We start from the raw sequence: 20,407 nt of genomic DNA, 5'->3' as shown, positions 1-20,407 counted from the left end.
ATAAATCCATTAAATTAAGATTAACTTAAGATAAGTAAAATCTATCAAAAATTCTGGGTAACTATTCAAAACTTGATAAATGACAATAAATAATAAGAAAATCTTGCATCGTGTCGAATAATGAACGTAGAATCCCTTTTAGGCTAAAAGAATCTGTATTGCACGTTCGTTCCCGTTTCTTTTCCGCTAGTGAGCCTTGGGTATTGGGTGATCACTAAAGGGGGACGTGGTGAACTTAATAAGTAATACAGAGGAAAGAGTGAAGAAAACACTTATTCTCTTAATTTTTACATTTCTATTTCAAGCAAGAGCAACGAATGTCTTCGCTCAAGAGGATGTCGTTGAACCTGTTATATTTTCTAATTTCACAGTAGACAACCATAGGTTAGAATCTGAGTTTTCAGATACTGACCTTGCCGATATTTCTCCGATCTATCGTCAAATCTATGATAATTACCAGGCCAATTATCAGGCAATCGGCGATCGTCTAAGTCATGATGCCAATGGTTTCTTTGGTGGTGTTAACCTTGTTGGTTGGCGACACGCTGGTGACTTTCATGGGTTTAAGGTTCTTTTTAACCGTAGTGCGGCCCCATCTTTATTTGATGAAGATCGCTATCTCGTAAATGATGAAATGGTTATTGAGATCTCTGCTCGAAATTTCCTCGGTGCACTTCAAGCGAAGGGGATCATTAATATTTCTCCATCAGTGCTTAAGTCCTATAGTAATCTTTCACTAAAGAGAACAATGAGGTTTAACCACTTTGCTGATAATGTGGAGGATGCACTTCAGACAAAATTTGATCGTCTCTTCTTTATGTACAAATATCTTAGGCCAGAAAATTTCTCTAAGCTTGGAGATTATGATTTTATCAAGAAAGAAGATGCTCTAACATTTGCTGCAGGTGCAGCTGCGACAGCTTCATATAGTGGAATTGGTGTTGCTGCTGGTGCGCTGGCCAAGTATGAAAGAAAGTCGACTGTGGAAATCCAACGTCTAGGGCCAGCTGATAATGCTAAGGCCAATGAGATTATTCGCTTAAGTGCAGAGGATTCAAAATTAATTTCTGCCGGTGCGAATGTGACATTAATGGCAGACTTCCTAAATCTTATCAGATTAACTTTATTTCGTTATGACTTTAATTATAGCTTTGAGAAGTCATATAAGGCCTATATGTCTTTATATGTCGATGACCTTAGAAATAGTGATAAGCTAAATGAGCTTAAAGGTGTTGTGCGTTTTGGGAAGTTTAATTATTCAACACTTGCAGACAATATTACTTCTTATGAGAATCGTAAGAAGGAGCTTAAAGAGTCAAAGTATCTAGCTTTCATTATTGGTGGTGTAAAGAACTCACAAACTGAATCAACAGAAGTTGTTAAGGATGGGCGAGTTTATAAATTCTTCTCTCACCGTTATGAAAGATTATCGTATACACAAAATATCTTTTCAAAACTTCTTGGGGCCGTCTTAGGTAAGCTTATTGGTTATGATCAATTGGTTTCTAATGATCGCGTTGAATCAAAGAAAGTTAATATAAACTATCAGTCTGAAGAAGAGCTTATTCATGCTAGACGTGACTTTGATATTTTTAGCACTAATGTCTTCACTATGACTTTTGATCAGCAAAGCAAGGTTAATAAAGACTATAGCTGGGCGGTATCAAAGACCGAAGATAAGATGAAGGATCTTGTCAGAGAACGTACAAATAGCTATGGAAATTTTGCAACGATGTTTGATCATTATCAAGTTCGTGCTCCAGCTGAATTTACTTCGACGATCACTATGGATAATGCAAATATCGCCAATTTCTTAAATCGTAACTCTGATGAGATCTACGGGGTATTTAAAGAGGCCTGTGGTGGTAAGTCCAAAAACTTCTTTGTCAGACTTCGATCACTCTTTAGTAGTTGTCGTCATAAGCTTTATAAGTCTTATGCAAATTTCTTAAAAGAATGGTCAACAGGCAATTATACTTCTGAGATTAAAAAGAAGTGTGAGAAGAAATATCGTTGGAAGTATATCTTTAGGCCATCAAAGAGAAGGTCAATGATTGCTGCTTGTATGGAAATTGGTTCTAAACAACTATTTGCAAAGTATAAGCATGAGCTACCTCTATGGCGCTTTAAAGATATTGCTTATAACGTGAATAACCAGATTAAAAATGATTACCTGCTAACACGTCTTTTTGGATCTCATCCAAATAAGGGAAGTGTTAGTGCAAATCTTAACGGGGATATTCCTTATCAAAATTTTTACTCTGAAGGGGCCAATAAGGAAAATATCTTTACGCAGTTTCAAATTAAAGAAAATCTTAGATCACCGGCATCATTATAGTTATACAGATATCGAGACGCCCTTTTGAGAGGGCGTCTTATATTTTTGGCAGATTTCTGGATTATTTTCAAAATATAAATTAGCTCTATTTATTAGAATTTTATTAAGAATTTGGTTGTTGTATCCCATCACAACTATTCATGTTAATATTTTCTCCATGAACGCATTTTATCTATTCTTCTACCATCCAAAGCTTAAGGATCTTCTCTTAGAGGAAATTAAGCTAAAGCATCCAGAGCTTCATTTAAGCTTTTCTAATAAAGAATTTGTAAGCATGAAAGGCCCTAAAGATTATGAAGCACAGCTTGTCAGTCGACCTGTTGTCTTTGCTCGCAGACAGGCCACATTCATTGATAAATACATTCAAGCTCCCATTGAAGGTGAGTATGCTACTGTTGGAGAAAACCAATTCTGGCATTTTGAGACGATTAAGACACCAATAGATACATTTTCATTAGAGGAGAGTGATATCTGTGAAGAGGAAGTTCCTGCGAGGGCCTATCATAAGGCCTGTCAGGCCTTTAGACTGTTTGATGAGGTGATAACTGCTAATGATCAAGTTGTTGAAATAGGAAGTGCTCCAGGTGGGATTTCATACTACGTTCTTGAAAAAGGTGCAAAACTTGTTTCTGTTGATCCCGCTCTGATGTCACCACTTATCGAATCAAAATTTGGTGAGCAATTTTCACATATCAAAAAGAGTGTCTTTGATGTCACGAGGGCCCAATTACCAAAGCACTGTGATTGGCTCATTTCAGACTTAAACCTAAATGGTGACCTCAACACAAATCAATCTCGTCGTATTATGGATTTTTATGAGAATATTAAAGGTGCTTTCTTAACGATTAAGACACCTGTTATCAATGATCTTAAAAAAGTTGATGAATGGATCAAGGTATTTACTGATGATAAGAAGTATGAAGTATCTGTTTGTCATCTTCCTTCACACCGTAGAGAAATTGGAATGTTTATAAGGCCACGTAAGTAACGTGGCCTTGGTATTTTATTTATTCAGCGTTTAAAACTTCAATTGCTTTTTCAATCCAACCTGACATGTAGTTAGTTAAGTCTTTCTTAGTCTCAACATAATTTACATCTGCTTGAACTGGAACGTTTTCAGAATTTAACTCATAGGCAGAGTCAATTCCTAAAAGATCACCAAATTGATGTCCTTCAACACCATAACCAAATAGCATATTTGGAATCTGTGTCGAGAATACGTTGTAGCGGTCCTTAAATTGCGTGTTATACACGTCGTTTGAGCGGTAGCCTGCACCTGTCCCATTTGCATGTGTTCCGATTAATTTCGCTCTTTTTGAGCCTTGTAATAGGATACTCGTAATATCACATGCTGAAATACAATTTGGTGAGACTAGGGCAACGATCTTACCATCAAATCCACCAACTTGTGGGTCTGCCGTAATATCATAGTTTTGAGTTGCACGTGAAAGTGTTCTACCTTCGGCCGCTGCTTCAAAGAATGCATCTGATTGCATTGTCCAGTCACTTCCACCAATGTCTTTAAAGATTTCTTCAACACCATAGTACTCGATAAGTTGTCTCATATAACGAGTTACTGCCGAGGCCCAAGTTGCATTAGGGTATGATTGACCTTGCTCTGTTAGCATAGCTAGAAGTTGAGCAGGGTAACCACCGTTTCCACCACCATTATTTCTAATATCTAAAATTAGATTTAGGTTCTGTGCTTTAAAGAATTTAATATTCTTTCTTAACGCTTCGATGAAAGAAAGCTGCTCACCTTTATAGTATACTGTTGATACTGAAAAAGAGTTAACCTGCATATAAGCATAAGCTTTTGCATCTTTTAAGATTAGAGCAGAGCGAACGATTGGGCTTCCCCCACCATTTGCCGATGTCCAGTTCTCTAGCTCAATTGCACCTGTTGGTAGACCTTCTGGTAGAGTTTCTACTTTAAGGCTTGTATCCTTTACGAACGTTCTCTTTTGGTTATCCCATTTAAAGCGAAGCTCTTTAAGTTTTAAGAAGCCTTTTTGTTCAAGGTAGAATGAAATGTCTTTCTTTCTAACGATGCTAGTATTTCCTGAGTAATAAAGAGGTAGGCGTGTTTTATAAACAGTCTGTGTCTTTTCACTTTTAAACTCAATATCAAAGTATGGTTTTGTAGGGAATAAGAAGTAGCGCTCAATTAGCATGGCCGCTGCACGTGATCTTGCAAACGCTGGGCTTGAAGCATCGATATATGGCATTAGGGCCTCGATAGCGTCACTAACTTTAACACCATCAACACTAATTAGCTCATCACCTAATTCAATCATTTTAAGATTGTAATTTTGTGTTTCAATAACTGACTTCTCAATTACCTTGGCATATTTTGAAGCGATAATAACTTTTCCACTGTCTGCAACTAACTTCGTATTGAAACCTGAAACAATCCAAGGTGCTGCAATATGAGTGTTAAGTCCAAAGTGTGTATCTTGAAAGCTCGCAATTAGTTTTCTTGCACGATCGTAGAATTCCATATTGCTTCTAGCTTGAGAAATGGCGTCGTCGACATCTGCAATTGATTGTTCTGCTTCAATTGCTTCTTTAAAGATCATATCTCCATCAACACCGATACGCTTCTTCTTCACTTCCCATAGGGCGTATTCAGCTTTTGTTTGCTTGTATAGGTCAGTAATAATCTCAACTCGATCGATTTGATCGATATACCAGAAATTCTTGCCAGAAAATGCTGATTTGTTGATTTGCATTCCATAGCTTGAAACGGCCATGAAACTTAATAGTAGTAGGGACATTATTGTCTTCATTGGGCTCCTTTTGTGAATGGAGAAAAATAGCAATGAGGCCTGCGCAAGTCATGGTACTTGGCATTAATTATTGAAATTATTCATCGATGGACATATTCGCAAGGTGGCACAATGGCACTAATAATTGTTGTAAATATTATTCTTTTGACGGAATTTCCCAAAAATGTTGTTAGAAATTGAATAAGATTCCATTAGGCCCTTTCTAAGGGTGCAATTTTATAGGTATTATTAGTGCGCAGGATGAAATTGGGGAAATTTTAATAATCGTTTGAGATTTTACTGATGCTTAAGCTTATTTCTAAGATGTCCCCAGCAAAACTCTAACAGGAGAGAGTAATGATTAGACAATTAGCTGTATTGCCAGGTGTTATTGTTGGGACGGGGCGTCGTGTTAAGCGTATTTACCGCTCGGAGCTTAGATGCATTAACGAACTTGACGAATTACAAGAGTTTCAACAACTCGCGTACCAAAGGATTGGTGTTAAGTTTCCTTTAGACTTTCTTGCTAGAAATAAGACATTTGCTCTGTTTAATAAACACGGGCTAATGTGTGGTGGTTTTACTTTCGCACTAGGGAGTGACTCTCGTGTTGTTAAAAGTTTACCTGATGAAGCCTTAGCAAAATTACAAAAAGACGTTCCTGATTTTGAAAATGATTTATTTGAAGCAACAGCGCTTTGGATGTCACGTTACCAACGTTGTCGACTTCTAGGAGTTTACTTCTGGCTAATGATGTATATTGAAGCATCACGTATGGGACGTAACTTTTATATTTATGCATACTCAAGTGCCAAGCCAAAACTTGGTGAGATCTATAATACAATACGCCCGTTTAGACTTTATAAAGGCTACACAAAAATGCTACCTGGTATGAGTGAGCCTGATGATGAAGTGATTGAGTATGGAACAATGATGAATGTACACCTTTCTTTTGGTCGCATTGTTATGTTCCTTTTAAAGAGACTACTAAAAGCTCGCTCAATCAAGAAAGTTAAATCTTATAGCTAGTCTCGCTAGCAAGGAGCGTTTGTATGATGACCTTGGAAGAGGTCGTTGCCCCTTACTCACACATAAGGCTGGCGACTAGAGAAGATAACGAAGGGATCTTAAATTTTTACAAAGATATTCATATGGAAACTGGAGATGAGGCATTGTCATTTGATCGTGGCAATGACTTCTTCAAGTTTTATGAGAGAAAGGGCAATCACTTTTGGACTTTCTTATTTCTAAATGAAGACTTAAGTATTTGTGGTGTTGGAACAATTGTAAGACACCTGCGCTACATTGACGGTGATTATCGTCCAGTGGCCTACTTTTGTGACCTACGAGTTTCACCTCAAGGTGGACGTCGAGCAAAGGTTCAATGGAGAAAGTGCTTTGCCGATGTTATCTCGGCCCTGCCTAAGCTTTCAGATGATCTTCGCTGTGAGATGGCCTATACTGCTATTCTCTCAGACAATGAAAAGGCCATTGCTTCTTTAACAAAAGGTGGCCGTGGTTATAACTATCGTTATATCAATAATTATCATGTATATTCCGTTGTGATTCCTGCTGTTTTTAATCCAACGTTTTATGATGTTAGAGAAATTCCTTTTTCTGATTTTAAAAAGTTTTATATCCAAGAGGCCCATGACCTCGATTTGATGGAAGAAATAGATGATACTGAAGGCAATGCTTACTATGGTGTTTTTGACGGTGGTAAACTCTTATCAATTTTTATGATTTCAAATCGTGACCTAGGCCGCTCATATAAATTATATAACTTAAAATTTGCAAAGAAGTTTTTAACTAATATTGTTGAAATGATGGGAAGACCAAAGGTCGATAACGGAATTCTAAAAACATTAGAGATCCAATATCTTTGTTTTCAGTCACAAATGAGTAATGACACAAAAAAGGATATTATTTCAGCAGTTATAAAATATCTAAAGGACTCTAAAATATTAAATCAATATCATATTTGTAATCTCTATACGGGGCAGGATGCAATTCATTTCTCTCCATTAATTGATGGGGTCGTTGTGGAGAATACAGGACATATGTTTGAAATTCACAGTGATGAGAACCAAGGACTGTGGCCTATGAGATCATTTCGTTTTGAAGGAAGTCTTCTGTGATCTGGCCCTTTAATATCATATCGAAGCGTTACTTCAGTCGTGACTGGGTTGGTGTTTGGTATGAGTTATTAAAGGAAAGGGGAGAAAACGATCAATGTGTTATTGGCAGGGCAAAGTGGCATGAGGGAAGTCTCTTGTCTCCAGAATACTTTGAGTACTCTCATTCTTTGATGGATGGAAGTGCTTCCATTCCATATTACCTTACTCAACTTGGCGCTAAAAGAGATCCGATCTATTCCAATTACAAGAAGAAGATCTCATTTTGGAAACATGTGAAACTTGCTTTGAAAGCGACGGATATTTCACCAGCTAAGGCCCCGCAGTGGAAAGAACGTAATGATATTAGACCTAAAGATAATTATGAATTTGAAATAGGGGTACTTAATCATGATGAGACAAAGGCCTTTAATAATTTTCTAAAGGAAAATAAGCTTTCTCAAAATGTTGTGCTCTTAGAACTTATTAATCTTCATGTTTTTTCTCTGATCAAAGATGAATGTCAAAATGAGCGCTACTCTTGGCTACTTCCTATTAATATTAGAGGAATCGTTAATAAGTCTAACCCTTATGAAAATCACACCTCTTTTGTTCAACTACGCCTTAATGCAAATTCTGACTATAAAGAAATAAGAAATAGCTTTTCTGAAAAAGTTAAAACTCTCAATCATATTGGACTCTGGTGGGTTCACCACATCGGTGTTTTATTTGGCAGAAATTATATGGCCAAACTTTCTAGAAATTCTGCAACAAAGAATTTCTGGCTTGGGACATTTTCTAATATCGGTGCTTGGAATGTTGAAGATGAAAGTTATAAGTCTCTTGGGAAAGATGAGGTGTGGTTTGCCACAACTCCAGGGTCAAAGAATTTTCCCGTTGGTATTGTTGCCATGGAGTTTAATGGACAACTAAGTCTTAGTATGAAAATTCATCCTTATATTGCAAAGGATAATAGAGGAGTGGCCAAGGCACTCCTCGATAAGATTATTGATGATATTAAATTTAATTACAGTTAAGAACTTGAACGGCCGGTGTTGAGCCTTGAAGCTCACTGGCAACATTGGCCGGAAGACAGTAAACGTGAGCATTCCACTTTAGACCTTCTAGGAAGTAGTCAACGCGACCTAGCTCATTATCATTATCAGTATTTTGCATAAATCGCTTAACATTTCCAACTCCTGCAGCATCTGCATCAGCAAGTGTTTCTTCTGGAAGTCCATATTGTCCATGAGCTAGACCAAAACCAACATAACCATCAGCACACATACTTTGCTGACATGCTACGATAGCAAGCTTTTCACGATCTTTCATGTGCCCAGTCAGAGGTTCAAAGTCTGAATCTGGAAGATTTTGAAGTTCACTTGAAACATAACGATTCGTATATGCAGAAACGTTAGCATAATTCTTTAGCTGACACTTATTGTTTTGCGGGTTGATATAACCAGTACAACAAAGGTTCGCATCATCTCCGGCCTGCATTTGTGTTCCTGCCGGCATACAACAAGCAAACTCATCACTTTCAAATACTGGCTTGAATTCATTTGCTTTTGATAGTGGCTCATAGTCGGCAGTGTCTGCAAGCATAAACCCATCAATACCATATTCCGCAGTTGCCGTGTCATCACGATAGATTGGTTTGCTACACTTATTATCACCCATATCAACAACACCTGAGATATGGTCTTTGATAACGATATTAGGAATACCTGTTAGCTCATAATATCCCAGCCACTTTGTGATATCTTCTCCAATTGCATCTGGTATATCCACAAGTGAACAGCTTGATGTATTTTGAGCTTGAGTGGCACTACAATTTTGTTTTGACTGATCAGCGTAGTTGTAACATTTAAAGTCTTCTAGTGAGTCTTGACCGTGAGCTTGCATTTTACTTGGCCCCCACTCATGTCCACCACCATTCACTTCTTTGTTAAAGCTTCGAACCCAGTTCTCGCTACAGCACATTTTCTTCCCATAAGTTGAAAGGGCCTTAAACTGAGAGTAGGCACTTGCCTCAGGTATCCCGGCATCCTTAGTTGCCATTGTCATTGTGTTGATACCATCAGTTTGTCTTTCATACTCTGTCAGAACATTTCCTGAAAAACGTGTTGCAGTCTTTGCGCCAATTTCCGCACCAGGTACTCTTGTTAAATCAACACCGTCACTATTAGTGATCGTTGAATCATTTGAAATAGGTCTTCCAAAGATATCAAGAGTAGGGACTTTAAATATATTTCCCATCTCTGTACAACAGCGATTATTTCTTATGTCATAGTCATCATCACCAACACGTGCTGGTTGTGAACAAACCTGTTCTGTTTGCCAGAAAGATAGCTCATACTGACTTGTTGCCGTAATAAGATCATCGATTGAGACACCCTTTGTATTATCTGTCACAAATTTAGAGGCCGAGCAATCAAGGTCTGTAAAACATGTTGAACCTGGAGCTCTAAGGCATGCATTTACAGGAAGAGCTTGTGAGTCAACATATGGTGCATCTTCATCTTCAAGGTCTTTTAGAAGTTCATTATTTGTAAGTCCTTCAAAAATTTCTAAGAAGTATGTGCTTAGGTTTTGAGATCTTGATAGGAGTTGTAAATCTGATGTTCTTGTTGTCACATCATTTATTCGATCAAAGGCAATATAGTCACCAGTCGTATCAAAAGTAGGGCAACTTAGGAAAGTATTAAGGTTTACGTTATTTTGTAGGTCAGTAACAGTATTTCCCATATTACCAATGAAATCTGGAACAAGAACTGATTCACGATCCATCGAAACTACTACATCTTCTAAGTTTGCATCACGCCCTGGTAGGCAGAGGCCCTGAACATTATTTAGCAGTAAGTTCTTCTTTGCATTTGAATTAGGAGCTTCATTACCAATATAGCTAAATGGACGGCCAAGGGCCGGTGCTTCTAGTCCCACTGTTGAGACAAGATCCTCATCCGTATCAACCTGTCCATTTTGGAATGCTAGAGAAGTTGCTTTACGTGAAATTCTATTATTAAACTTATCATTATTGGCACCTTCAAGTGGCTGACAGTGATTGTTAAATGAACAACCATGTAGTCTCTTTGAACCAACTGTCGTGTAAGACTGAGAAGAGTTATTTACAGTGTTGTATTCTGGTAAACAAGCTGCTCCACGTCCTCGATAGACACATCTCTTTACGCCACCTGAAAAAGTTCCTGTTAGAGAAAGAAGGCGGTCAATATCGCTTTCTTGTGGGATCTCGTTTCCATTTACATCAAAATTTGGAAAAGGTGATGAGAGTGTCGAAATATTCTCACAAGCATAATCCCAACCTAGTGCAGAAACACATTCATTATCTGTGCTACAAGAGTGAATTTGCTGGCAAGTTGCTCCATCTGTTGCAAAATCCGTTGTAGGAATATTTGAACTTCCGTTAATAACTGAATCTTGTACTGTAACTGAATAACTATTCTCAACTGTTTGATCAGAGAATTTTGCATTAATGGCCAGAAAGAGCTTATTACTTGATGCCTTGATTCTTCTTTTTGAGCCAACTGCAAACCATTTAACACCATCAAATGATCCAATTACAGATCCGTAGTTGAATCCATACCAGTCGCGATCATAACCATTAGCAACCATAAAGTGCTGGGCCTTCATACGATTAAGTCTCTGATCCTGTTGGTCTTCGTAAGGTTGGTGAGTCCAGGCAAGCATCGTCGCTGGCACAAAGCAGGCACGTCCAAAGAGGAAGTCATCAGAACGATACTTTGTTGTCTTCTTTCTTGATGAAGTCGTTAGGTCTGGTTGGTAACCAGCTGGGCCATTTGTGAACTCGTTTGATAGATACTTTAGGCTTGAAGCGTAGTAATCATTTCCACAAGATGAACAACTTGAATAATTTCCACCTGAAACGAAGATATCATACGTTGTCCCTTCATTAACTGAAATTTCTTTCGCAGCTTTGGCCCCTGTACTTGTCAGATCAAAGCTTCCATAGATTTCATTAAAGCCAACGTAATCATTTAAATTATTAGGTTTTGACTTATCTCCACTCGTATAAGCAAATGCTGTTCCTTCTTGAGCAAGATTTGGTTCAAGAATTACATCTGTTAATGTTAAGTCTTTCTTAGAGACACCATTACTATCAAAGTACCTCTGTGGTGCGGTTTTGGCCGAAAGGTAAAATGATTGTTGTAGGGGAGCCTCTGGTTGATTAGAAACTAAGTAACATTGGTAATTAACAACCACATCATTTGTGTCCCTAACTTCTTCAAGCGCACACTGTGTTAGTGAACACTTACAATATGTAGCGATCTCTTGTTGAGCAGCTTCCTTAGATGTCAGGATCGTTGGATATGTTGTTAAGTTAACATAGAAGATTATCTTAACTGTTTGTGAATCCTGAACAATGTAGTTATTTCCAAAGACAACTTCATTAATTGCTCCTACAGAAAGAGTCCATGAAGTATTTTGTGTTCTTGTCACTTCATCGACTTCAACGACTAATTTATTGCTTAGGTTTGCATAATAAGGAATTTGAAAGCGTTGTGTTCCAGGGTAGTGGTCAGTGGCCATCCCTTCATTTTGTCCTTGCTTATAGACTTTATAACATTGGGCCTGGAAATTATTGATACGCTTACATGAAACATCAGTATAGGCATCAATCTCAAGGTTTTTGTACTTATTCGTTTCACTATATGGTGTCGTGATTTTTAGCTTAGTCGTATCTGTTAAGTTGTCATTTTCACCGGAGATGCTTACAGTTCCTGGAACAATGGGAGCACCTTCTTTATAGATAACACCATTTTGATAGCGCACTTCATGGATTGAGTTAGCAAAAGGTTTTGTTCCTTTATATGTAGTCGCAAAATTTGTGTCATCAATATTCGTTTCGTAATTTTCCTCTAGGTCTGTACGAGCACCTTCATAGATTGTTGTACAAATACCGCGTTCACCATCAAATGGAGTCGTACACTGAAAAAGTTGTTTCAAACGATTAAAGCGAATCGCTGCTTCTTCATCAGGAGTGTATTCATCATCAGGATCTGTTCCTGGAACTGAACCTGTTGTACAAATATTATAGTAATTAGGATAGTTGTAGATTGCTGATGGATTCAGATCAATCTCATTTAAGATTGTGCTAGGGATATTTTCTGTCTTGGCAGACAAGTCTTGAACACATTGTCCGTTTAGACAGCAGTAGTCACTTCCATTACTTGTACATTGTGAGTCTTGTGAACAAAGATTTCCATTATCAGGAGTTCCGATATAAGTGAAGAACAACTTAAATGATAAACTATTTCCAAGTGCTGTTGTAAGGTCATCTCCTGCATTTGTTGTTAGAAGCAGAGAACCTGATGTTGTTGTGATATTTGAGCATGTTGGACAAATATCATCGATATCGTATTTTACTTTTGTTGAATTTAGGGCCTTAGCGACGATAAAAGATTGAACATCAAGGTTATCACAATAGCTTTGTGTGATAGATTTATCAATTGTGCGATAAGTGAATCTTAAGAAATATTCTTTTGAATTTTCTGAGACATTGATCGTGTACTGTGGAAATCCTACCGCAACAAGTGGAGTACCACTTTCAATACTAGGGAAGTTGACAACTGCACAGTATGTTTTATTGAGATTCTCTTTCACGTAATTGTGAATCCCACGACCTCTTAATGTAAGCTTGTCATCAAAGTAATTATCCATTTCAAATACAGAATCATAAACATTTCCTGCATATTGAATATAGGCCCTTGAGTCTTCGAAGCTTGGATCGTTGATCTCTGATTCCACACCATCGTTGTCACTGCTAGATGTAGAGCGATTATTAGCTGCCTGAGGTACGCATGAACTTGCCATCATAAGCAATAGCGTAAACGTCAGAATGAATTTAAACTGTTCCGTGTATTTCTTCATTTACTATCCCAAATAGTTATCGTCTCAATCACGTAACTACTTAAGATTAATATAAAGTAAGGTTAAAATATGCCGCAGTAAAAACGAAGTAAAATGAGTTATTAGGTGGTTACGAGATAATTTGGCCCAGATGATTCCGATCTTTTGACTCAGATATTGGGCAACGGCCAATATTATTTACGTTGGCCACAATATTTGCCACTTTTGGTGTTCAACTTGCAAGTTGGTTTTTGGCCCAAGAAATGCTCTCTTGCCCTGTTAAGCACGTGTAAATATTTAAGTTACTCAGATAATTCAAGGCCCTAGGGCCCATTGCCTTTAATAAACTCTAGAAATCGCTATCCTATGATCTGTTCGAGGGTAGGATTATGAAAAGAGAAGAAAGAAAAGACGACGGGTCAATCTGGAGTTCATACTCAGATATGTTTACAACCGTTGCAGTTGTATTCCTAGTAATGTTCGTATTTGCCATGATTAAAGTTGGTGTTAAATCACTTCAGCAAGCGCAGGAGAAGAAGAAGCACGAGCAACAGCTTGAAGGAATGGTGTCCAAAGAGCAAAAAATCAAAGAAATGAAGGCCAAGAATGAGATTGAGCAATCAATCACTGAGGTTACTGATTATAAGAATGTGATTAACCAGAAAATGGTCGAGCTTTCTAAGTTTGTTGAGAAACTTGAAAAGAATAAGAAGATCATGGAAGAGATGGTTGAGAACCAAACAAAGAAAGAATCAATTGTTGAAAAAGTTGGACAACAACTTGATAAAGAAAAGTATAAGTCTAAAAAGATCTCTCGTGAAAATACAGAATTAAAGAAAGAAATCAACGAAAAAGCTAAAGAGATGAAGAAGCGTCTTGAAGAGATTCGTAAGAATCAAGATGACCTACGTTCTAAAGAGGCCCAGCTTGATAAGCTTTCACGTATGATGGAGAGACAAAAGAAAGAAGAACAAGAACTTCAAAAGAAAATTCAACAAATCGTAAAAGAGATGAAGCAAAAATCTCAAGAAAACGATAAACTTTCTAAGAATCTTGAGCAAACGAAAGAGAAGATTAAAGAGCAAGAACAAGAGCAGAAGAGAATTAAAACTGTTCTTGAATTCAAAGAAAAATCACTAATAGATCTTGAAGAACAAATTAAAGAACGTGACTCTATGCTTGCTAAGGCACAGGATAAGAATAATATTCTTTATTCTAAAGTTGGTGAACTTGATAAGAAAAAGAAACAAGTTGAAGAGCAGAAGAAAAAAATTCAAGAAACTCTCTCAAGTGTTGAACAAGTAAAAACTCAACAAGAAAAGAAACTTAAAGAGCTAGAGCAGGAAATTACGAAACAAACACAAGATATCAAAAAGATTACTCAGGTTAAAACTAAGCTTGAGACAAAGCTAGAAGTAGAGCAAAAGAAAGTTCAGGAGCAACAGGCCGAAAACAAGCTTGTTAATAATGAAATTGTGAAGGTTAGATCAAAACTTGCTAACACTCTTCAAAAAGTAACTGAAGACACAAAGAAAATTCAAGAGCTTCAACAAGTAAAGCGTAAGAATGAAGAACTCATCGCCAAGGCAAATCGTGAGATAAAAGGGCGTATTATTGCTCAAGAAAAGCTTGAAAAAGAGATTGTTGAACAGAGAAAGGCCCAAGAGCAAGAAGTTCAAAAACTTAATCAAGATCACACACTTAAAGTTGATAATCTAAATAAGAAGTATGCCAATATCATCTCAACAAAAGAGCATGAGATTAAGACGCTAAATGCTGACCATCAAAATAAGGTGGCCGACCTAACAAAAACTTATGAAAAACAAAAACAGCAACAAAAAGCTGGATATGAAAAACAAGTTGCAGACATGAATAAGAAGTTCCAGACGGAACTTGATACAAAAGATAAGCAACTTGCTGGGCAAAAGAAAGATTCACAAGAAACTATTGCTCGTCTTAACTCAGATCACCAAAAGAAAGTATCTGATCTAACGAAAACTTATGAGAAGCAGCAACAAAATACGAAAATGGGTTATGAAACTCAAATAGCTGATCTTAATAAGAAGTATCAAGGTGAACTTGATGTAAAAGAAAAACAACTAGCTGGTCAGAAAAAGCAGTCACAAGAGACAATTGCCAAACTTAATACTGATCATGCAAAGAAGGTTGATGACTTAACTAAATCTTATGAAAAGAAACAAAAAGACACGCAAATGGGTTATGAAACTCAGATTGCAAATCTTAGTAAGAAGCACCAGTCGGAGCTTACATCTAAGCAACAACAATTAGACGGCCAAATTAAGCAGTCTAAGGATACGATTGCAAAACTTAATGCTGATCACGCCAAAAAAGTGGATACGATCACTAAGTCTTACGAGAAGAAACAACAAGACACGAAAATGGGTTATGAGACTCAAATAGCCAATCTTAATAAGAAGTTTCAGTCTGAGCTTACTTCAAAGGACCAACAACTTGCTGGTCAGAAAAAGCAGTCTCAAGAAACAATCGCTAAGATGAATGCAGATCACGCAAAGAAAGTTGCGGATCTCACAAAGTCATATGAGAAAAAAGAAAAAGATACGAAGATGGGTTATGAGACTCAAATCGCTAATCTTAATAAGAAGCACCAGTCTGAGCTTGATACAAAGGAAGCTCAACTAGCAGGTACTATTAAAACGTCACAAGAAACAATTGCAAAGCTTAACTCTGATCACGCTAAGAAAGTTGATGACTTAACAAAGTCTCATCAAAAACAGCAACAAAATACAAAAATGGGTTATGAGTCGAAAATTGCAAATCTTAATAAGAAACACCAAGCAGAGCTTGATACGAAAGAAGCTCAACTAGCAGGTACTATTAAGAAGTCACAAGAAACTATTGCAAAGCTTAACTCTGACCACGCTAAGAAGATTACTGATCTAGAAAAAATGCATAAGAAATCAGAAGCAAAGCAAAAAGCAGGCTATGAATCAAAAATTGCTGACTTAAATAAGAAGTACCAATCAGAACTTGATACAAAAGAAAAGCAGTTAGCTGGTGTAAAAAAAGATGCACAGTCGCAAATTGCAAAATTAAACTCTGATCACAAACGTGAGCTTACAGATTTAACAAAGCAGTATGAAAAGAATAAGGCCGATCAAAAAATGGCCTATGATAACCAAATTAAAGATCTAAAGGGGAAACATGCTCAGGCCATGGATTCTCTTACTGCACAAAAAGATTCTCAAATTAAAAAATTAAATGCTGATGTTACCGCTCGTGATGGAAAAATCGCAGGTCTAAATGATGATGTGAAAGGGCTTAAGTCTAATCTTGCACGTTCACAACAAAGTAATCAAGGCCTTAAAGGTGATATCAAAAACCTTCAATCAAAACTTGCCCAGGGAGACGCTAAGAATAAAGGTCTTGCAGGTGAAGTTGATCGTCTTAAGGCGATGGTTGGAAAACTTGAAGGTGATAAGAAGTCTCTAATGGCACAAAACGGTGGACTTAAGGATGCTCTCGGGCAAGCTGAAGGAAAGCTTAAAGGAATGTCAGAAGAAAATGGTGGACTTAAAAAAGCTCTAGGACAGGCGCAAGGAAAGCTTGCTGGTATGTCTGAAGAAAATGGCGGCCTTAAGAAGGCGCTTGGCGAGGCCAAGGGAAAACTTAAAGGAATGTCAGAAGAGAATGGTGGACTTAAGAAAGCACTTGGCCAGGCCCAAGGAAAGCTTGCTGGTATGTCTGAAGAAAATGGAGGGCTTAAGAAAGCTCTAGGTCAGGCAAAAGGTAAGATGAAAGGCATGGGTGAAGAAATCGGTGGACTTAAGAAGGCGCTTGGACAAGCTAAAGGCAAGATGGCCGGTATGGGGAAAGAGATCGGTGGCCTAAAAGAAGCTCTTGGACAGGCCAAAGGCAAGATGGCCGGTATGGGGAAAGAGATCGGTGGACTTAAAGACGCTCTTGGAAAAGCTAAGGGTGAGCTAGCTGGTCTTGGTAAAGAAAATGGTGGACTTAAAGAAGCTCTAGGGCAAGCAAAAGGTAAGCTTGCTGGTATGGGTAAAGAAATAGGCGGTCTAAAAGAGGCCCTTGGACAGGCCAAAGGTAAGATGGCCGGAATGGGTAAAGAGATCGGTGGACTTAAAGATGCTCTAGGAAAAGCAAAGGGGGAACTTGCTGGTCTTGGTAAAGAGAACGGTGGACTTAAAGAAGCACTTGGACAGGCCAAAGGTAAACTTGCCGGAATGGGTAAAGAGATCGGTGGACTTAAAGATGCTCTAGGAAAAGCTAAAGGTGAACTTGCTGGTCTTGGTAAAGAAAATGGTGGACTTAAAGAAGCCCTTGGACAGGCCAAAGGTAAACTTGCCGGAATGGGCAAAGAAATCGGTGGACTAAAAGATGCTCTTGGAAAAGCAAAGGGTGAGCTTGCTGGTCTTGGTAAAGAGAACGGTGGACTTAAAGAAGCTCTTGGAAAGGCCAAAGGTAAACTTGCCGGAATGGGCAAAGAAATCGGTGGACTAAAAGATGCTCTTGGAAAAGCAAAGGGTGAGCTTGCTGGTCTTGGTAAAGAGAACGGTGGACTTAAAGAAGCTCTTGGTAAGGCACAAGGTAAACTTGCTGGTCTTGGAAAAGAGAACGGTGGACTTAAAGAGGCCCTTGGTAAAGCAAAAGGTGAGCTTGCTGGACTTAATAACGAAAATAATGACTTAAAAGGGAAGGTTGCAGGACTTGGTAAAGAGGTAAGTGACCTACAAAATGCCCTTGCTAATAAGAATGATGAGAATGGTAATCTTGGCCGTAAAATCGCATCTCTTGGTGAAGACCTAAATGCTTGTGAGACAGGATCAAGTGCCTTGAATCAGAAAGTTACAGAACTTGGTAATGGACTAGATGGTGCGAATAAGAAGCTTAACTCTTGTCTTGCTGAAGTTAATGATAAGAAAGATTTCATGAAACAAGTTAAGAAGATTGCGAAAAAAGTTGAAGATCAGAAGAAGAACTTACGTGCAAATATTGCGAGAAACCTTGCTGACAAATTTAGAAGTAATAATATCGATGCAGCGGTTGATCCAAAAACAGGTAACGTAACACTTCTAATGGATAAGAACTTACTATTTGAAACAGGTTCTTCAAGACTAAGTAGACACGCTAAGAAGAAGCTTAAGTCGCTTATTCCATTGTACTCTGAAGTTTTATTTGCTGATGATACAGTAAGAGAGCAACTTGATAGCTTCAATGTTGAAGGTCACGCCTCTCCACTATTTGGTGGTAAGGCACTTGATCCAATGATGGCAGAAGCTTACTCGTATAACTATAACTTAAACCTATCGTCACGTCGTGCCCTAGCTATTTCAAACTATATTTATAGCGATGGTATGAATTATCCATATAAGTTCTATATGAGAAATGTGACGAAGTCGATTGGTTATGGTTTCTCAAGACCGATTCCTCTTGAGACAGTAATCGAGAGACAACGTGAATCGATTGCAGCTGAACTAATTGAACCAAAAGGGTTTATTGTTGAAGAAAGAAAGCCTGCTAGTTTTGCAGTACCACTTGCAAACGAAGACATGAAGTGTGGTGACTATAGTTGTTCACAGTCACAACGTGTTGAGCTGAGCTTTACATTAAAAGATGATCCAAAAGCGATGGAGAGGTTACTGCAACTGTCTCCAAAAGTGAAATAGAATACCAATAGTCGAGGATTGGTAGACCTAACAAAGAGGTACGTATGATTGAGATTGTTTTAGGGTTTTTCGGTACATATCTTATCGAATTTATGATGGGGCTTTTAGTATGCGCCCTTGTATTCCGCTACTTAGCATATCGTCACAGTAAGGATGATGATGCTTACTACTCTCGTTTTACACGTGAACTAGATGCGGCCATCGATGATGACAAGCAAAAGAATATACCAATCGATGATATCGATTCTTATATGTCTAATCTTTTAGGACGTGTAAATGCGGCCCTACCAGATAATGCTCTTCGTTTCAGCAATAATGCCAATATTCAAAATCGTCATTATGACGGTAAAGAGGTCATGCAACAGCAACAAAGAGAGATCGATAAAGAAATCGATAACTCAGAGGGCTCAAGTATTTCTCTGAATCAGTATATCGGTTCTAAACATGGTCTTATTGCTTCAATTCACGGGGAGAGTTCGGTATTTAAATCAACTGTTCCTCCAAACTATACAGAGCTTACTGATCGTATCATGAGTGATGATAGAAACTGGACTAAACTTTATGGACATATTCCTATTGATGGTGCGTCTCGTATGATCGATATTCTTCCAAACCTATTTATTGTATTTGGGGTTTTCGGAACGTTCATTGGTATTGCCATGGCCCTTCCTGAAATTGCGGCCATTGACTTTAATAATATTGAAAAATCTTCAGATAACCTTACTCGTTTCGTTATCAACGTTGCCTTCTCGATGAAGACATCGATTGCGGGGATTTTCTTCTCTCTAATTTTAACTTTCCTAAACACTCTTTTCCCTCTGCCGGAAAAGCGTTACAAAATTTTTAAGAAAGTTGAAACTTCTATGCAAAACCTTTGGTATCACCTTCAACGAGGTAATGCTAAGGAGCAGAGTACAATGCAAGGTGTACTTAAAGTTCTTCAAAGTATCGAAAGATTCATGCGTGAAGATGCTCCAATTAAAAAGGTGGACCCTGATAAGAAGAATGTTGCTTAATTAAGTAATTACTTAAAGCTGACTTTAAATCTGGAGAAGAGAGATGAGTGTTTTATCAATCGTTAAAGGTTGTCCGCTATTTTTTGACCTTTACGACAATGAAATTATGACTATATGTGAGCGCTGTAAGGTGCTCACGCTAAAGCCTGGTGACTATGTTTTCAAACACGGTGACATTGGTGAGGAATTATTTCTCATCCTTAACGGCTCTGCCAAAGTTTTCAATGCTAGTGATAAAGAAATCGCTCGTTGTAAGAAAGGAGACCTCTTTGGAGAGATGGTACTTCTAAAAGAGAACGTTCGCTACGGAACCGTTCAATCAGATAATTATACAGATGTTCTCGTCATGAACTACTCGGACATATTCGGCCTGTACAAAACCAATCCTCGAATCTTTTCACTCTTGATACTCAATCTATCAAGGTTACTGGCCGGACGTTTACAGGGCGCAGGTAAACGAATTTCAACCCTAATCATGGAAATGGAAGAAATTAAGAAAGCTGCCTAAAGCTAGCGCTGAGATGGGGGGAGGGGCAGTTCACTGAGCTGCCCCCCTTTTTGGTACGCGCCACCTTTTCGAGATTTTAATCACTTAGTCTCCAATTTCTTCTATACT

General features: G+C 38.0%; 10 protein-coding genes. 8 read left to right on the top strand and 2 right to left on the bottom strand.

Translation table 11 applies throughout. From position 1 onward, the window contains the following. The first annotated feature begins 229 nt into the window (after positions 1–229). Both ABMA78_RS00210 and ABMA78_RS00205 read left to right on the top strand, forming a co-directional pair. Positions 230–2,338 (top strand): hypothetical protein, encoded by a 2,109-nt coding sequence (locus ABMA78_RS00210; protein WP_392855852.1) that lies wholly within the window; start codon positions 230–232, stop codon positions 2,336–2,338. Positions 2,339–2,495: 157 nt separating this feature from the next. Then, a complete protein-coding gene (locus ABMA78_RS00205; protein WP_392855851.1) occupies positions 2,496–3,326 on the top strand; it encodes an SAM-dependent methyltransferase in 831 nt (276 codons plus the stop codon). Positions 3,327–3,345: 19 nt separating this feature from the next. Here ABMA78_RS00205 and ABMA78_RS00200 read toward each other — a convergent pair whose 3' ends face one another. After that, positions 3,346–5,127, bottom strand: a complete 1,782-nt coding sequence (locus ABMA78_RS00200; RefSeq protein ID WP_392855850.1) for a S41 family peptidase — start codon at positions 5,125–5,127, stop codon at positions 3,346–3,348. Positions 5,128–5,463: 336 nt separating this feature from the next. Between ABMA78_RS00200 and ABMA78_RS00195 the strand changes: the two genes are divergently transcribed. From ABMA78_RS00195 to ABMA78_RS00185, 3 genes are read left to right on the top strand one after another with little or no spacing between them, the layout of a single operon-like run. Then, complete coding sequence (locus ABMA78_RS00195; protein WP_392855848.1) at positions 5,464–6,135, top strand: hypothetical protein; 672 nt, start codon at positions 5,464–5,466, stop codon at positions 6,133–6,135. 23 nt (positions 6,136–6,158) lie between these two features. Next, on the top strand, positions 6,159–7,244 hold the full coding sequence (locus ABMA78_RS00190; protein ID WP_392855847.1) for a hypothetical protein: 1,086 nt from the start codon (positions 6,159–6,161) through the stop codon (positions 7,242–7,244). Continuing rightward, positions 7,241–8,257 carry a hypothetical protein gene (locus ABMA78_RS00185; protein ID WP_392855844.1) on the top strand — a complete coding sequence of 339 codons (1,017 nt, stop codon included), beginning with the start codon at positions 7,241–7,243 and terminating at the stop codon, positions 8,255–8,257. The genes ABMA78_RS00190 and ABMA78_RS00185 overlap by 4 nt, the downstream gene beginning before the upstream one ends. Here the strand turns inward: ABMA78_RS00185 and ABMA78_RS00180 are convergent. Then, positions 8,244–13,130, bottom strand: coding sequence for a hypothetical protein (locus ABMA78_RS00180; RefSeq protein WP_392855842.1), 4,887 nt, complete (start codon positions 13,128–13,130; stop codon positions 8,244–8,246). The two genes, ABMA78_RS00185 and ABMA78_RS00180, sit on opposite strands and share 14 nt — an antisense overlap. Positions 13,131–13,498: 368 nt before the next feature. Between ABMA78_RS00180 and ABMA78_RS00175 the strand changes: the two genes are divergently transcribed. The 3 genes from ABMA78_RS00175 to ABMA78_RS00165 are packed head-to-tail and all read left to right on the top strand — an operon-like array spanning position 13,499 to position 20,299. Beyond that, positions 13,499–18,775, top strand: a complete 5,277-nt coding sequence (locus ABMA78_RS00175; RefSeq protein WP_392855839.1) for a hypothetical protein — start codon at positions 13,499–13,501, stop codon at positions 18,773–18,775. A gap of 44 nt (positions 18,776–18,819) precedes the next feature. Beyond that, positions 18,820–19,791, top strand: a complete 972-nt coding sequence (locus ABMA78_RS00170) for a hypothetical protein (RefSeq protein ID WP_392855837.1) — start codon at positions 18,820–18,822, stop codon at positions 19,789–19,791. A 43-nt stretch (positions 19,792–19,834) separates the two neighbouring features. Further along, on the top strand, positions 19,835–20,299 hold the full coding sequence (locus ABMA78_RS00165) for a cyclic nucleotide-binding domain-containing protein (RefSeq protein WP_392855835.1): 465 nt from the start codon (positions 19,835–19,837) through the stop codon (positions 20,297–20,299). Positions 20,300–20,407 lie beyond the last annotated feature (108 nt).

Source organism: Halobacteriovorax sp. RZ-2, from assembly GCF_043196685.1.
In the GTDB taxonomy this organism is placed as follows: Bacteria; Bdellovibrionota; Bacteriovoracia; order Bacteriovoracales; family Bacteriovoracaceae; genus Halobacteriovorax_A.
Note: the sequence above shows the minus strand (reverse complement) of the source record. Positions and strands in the feature narration are given on the sequence as shown.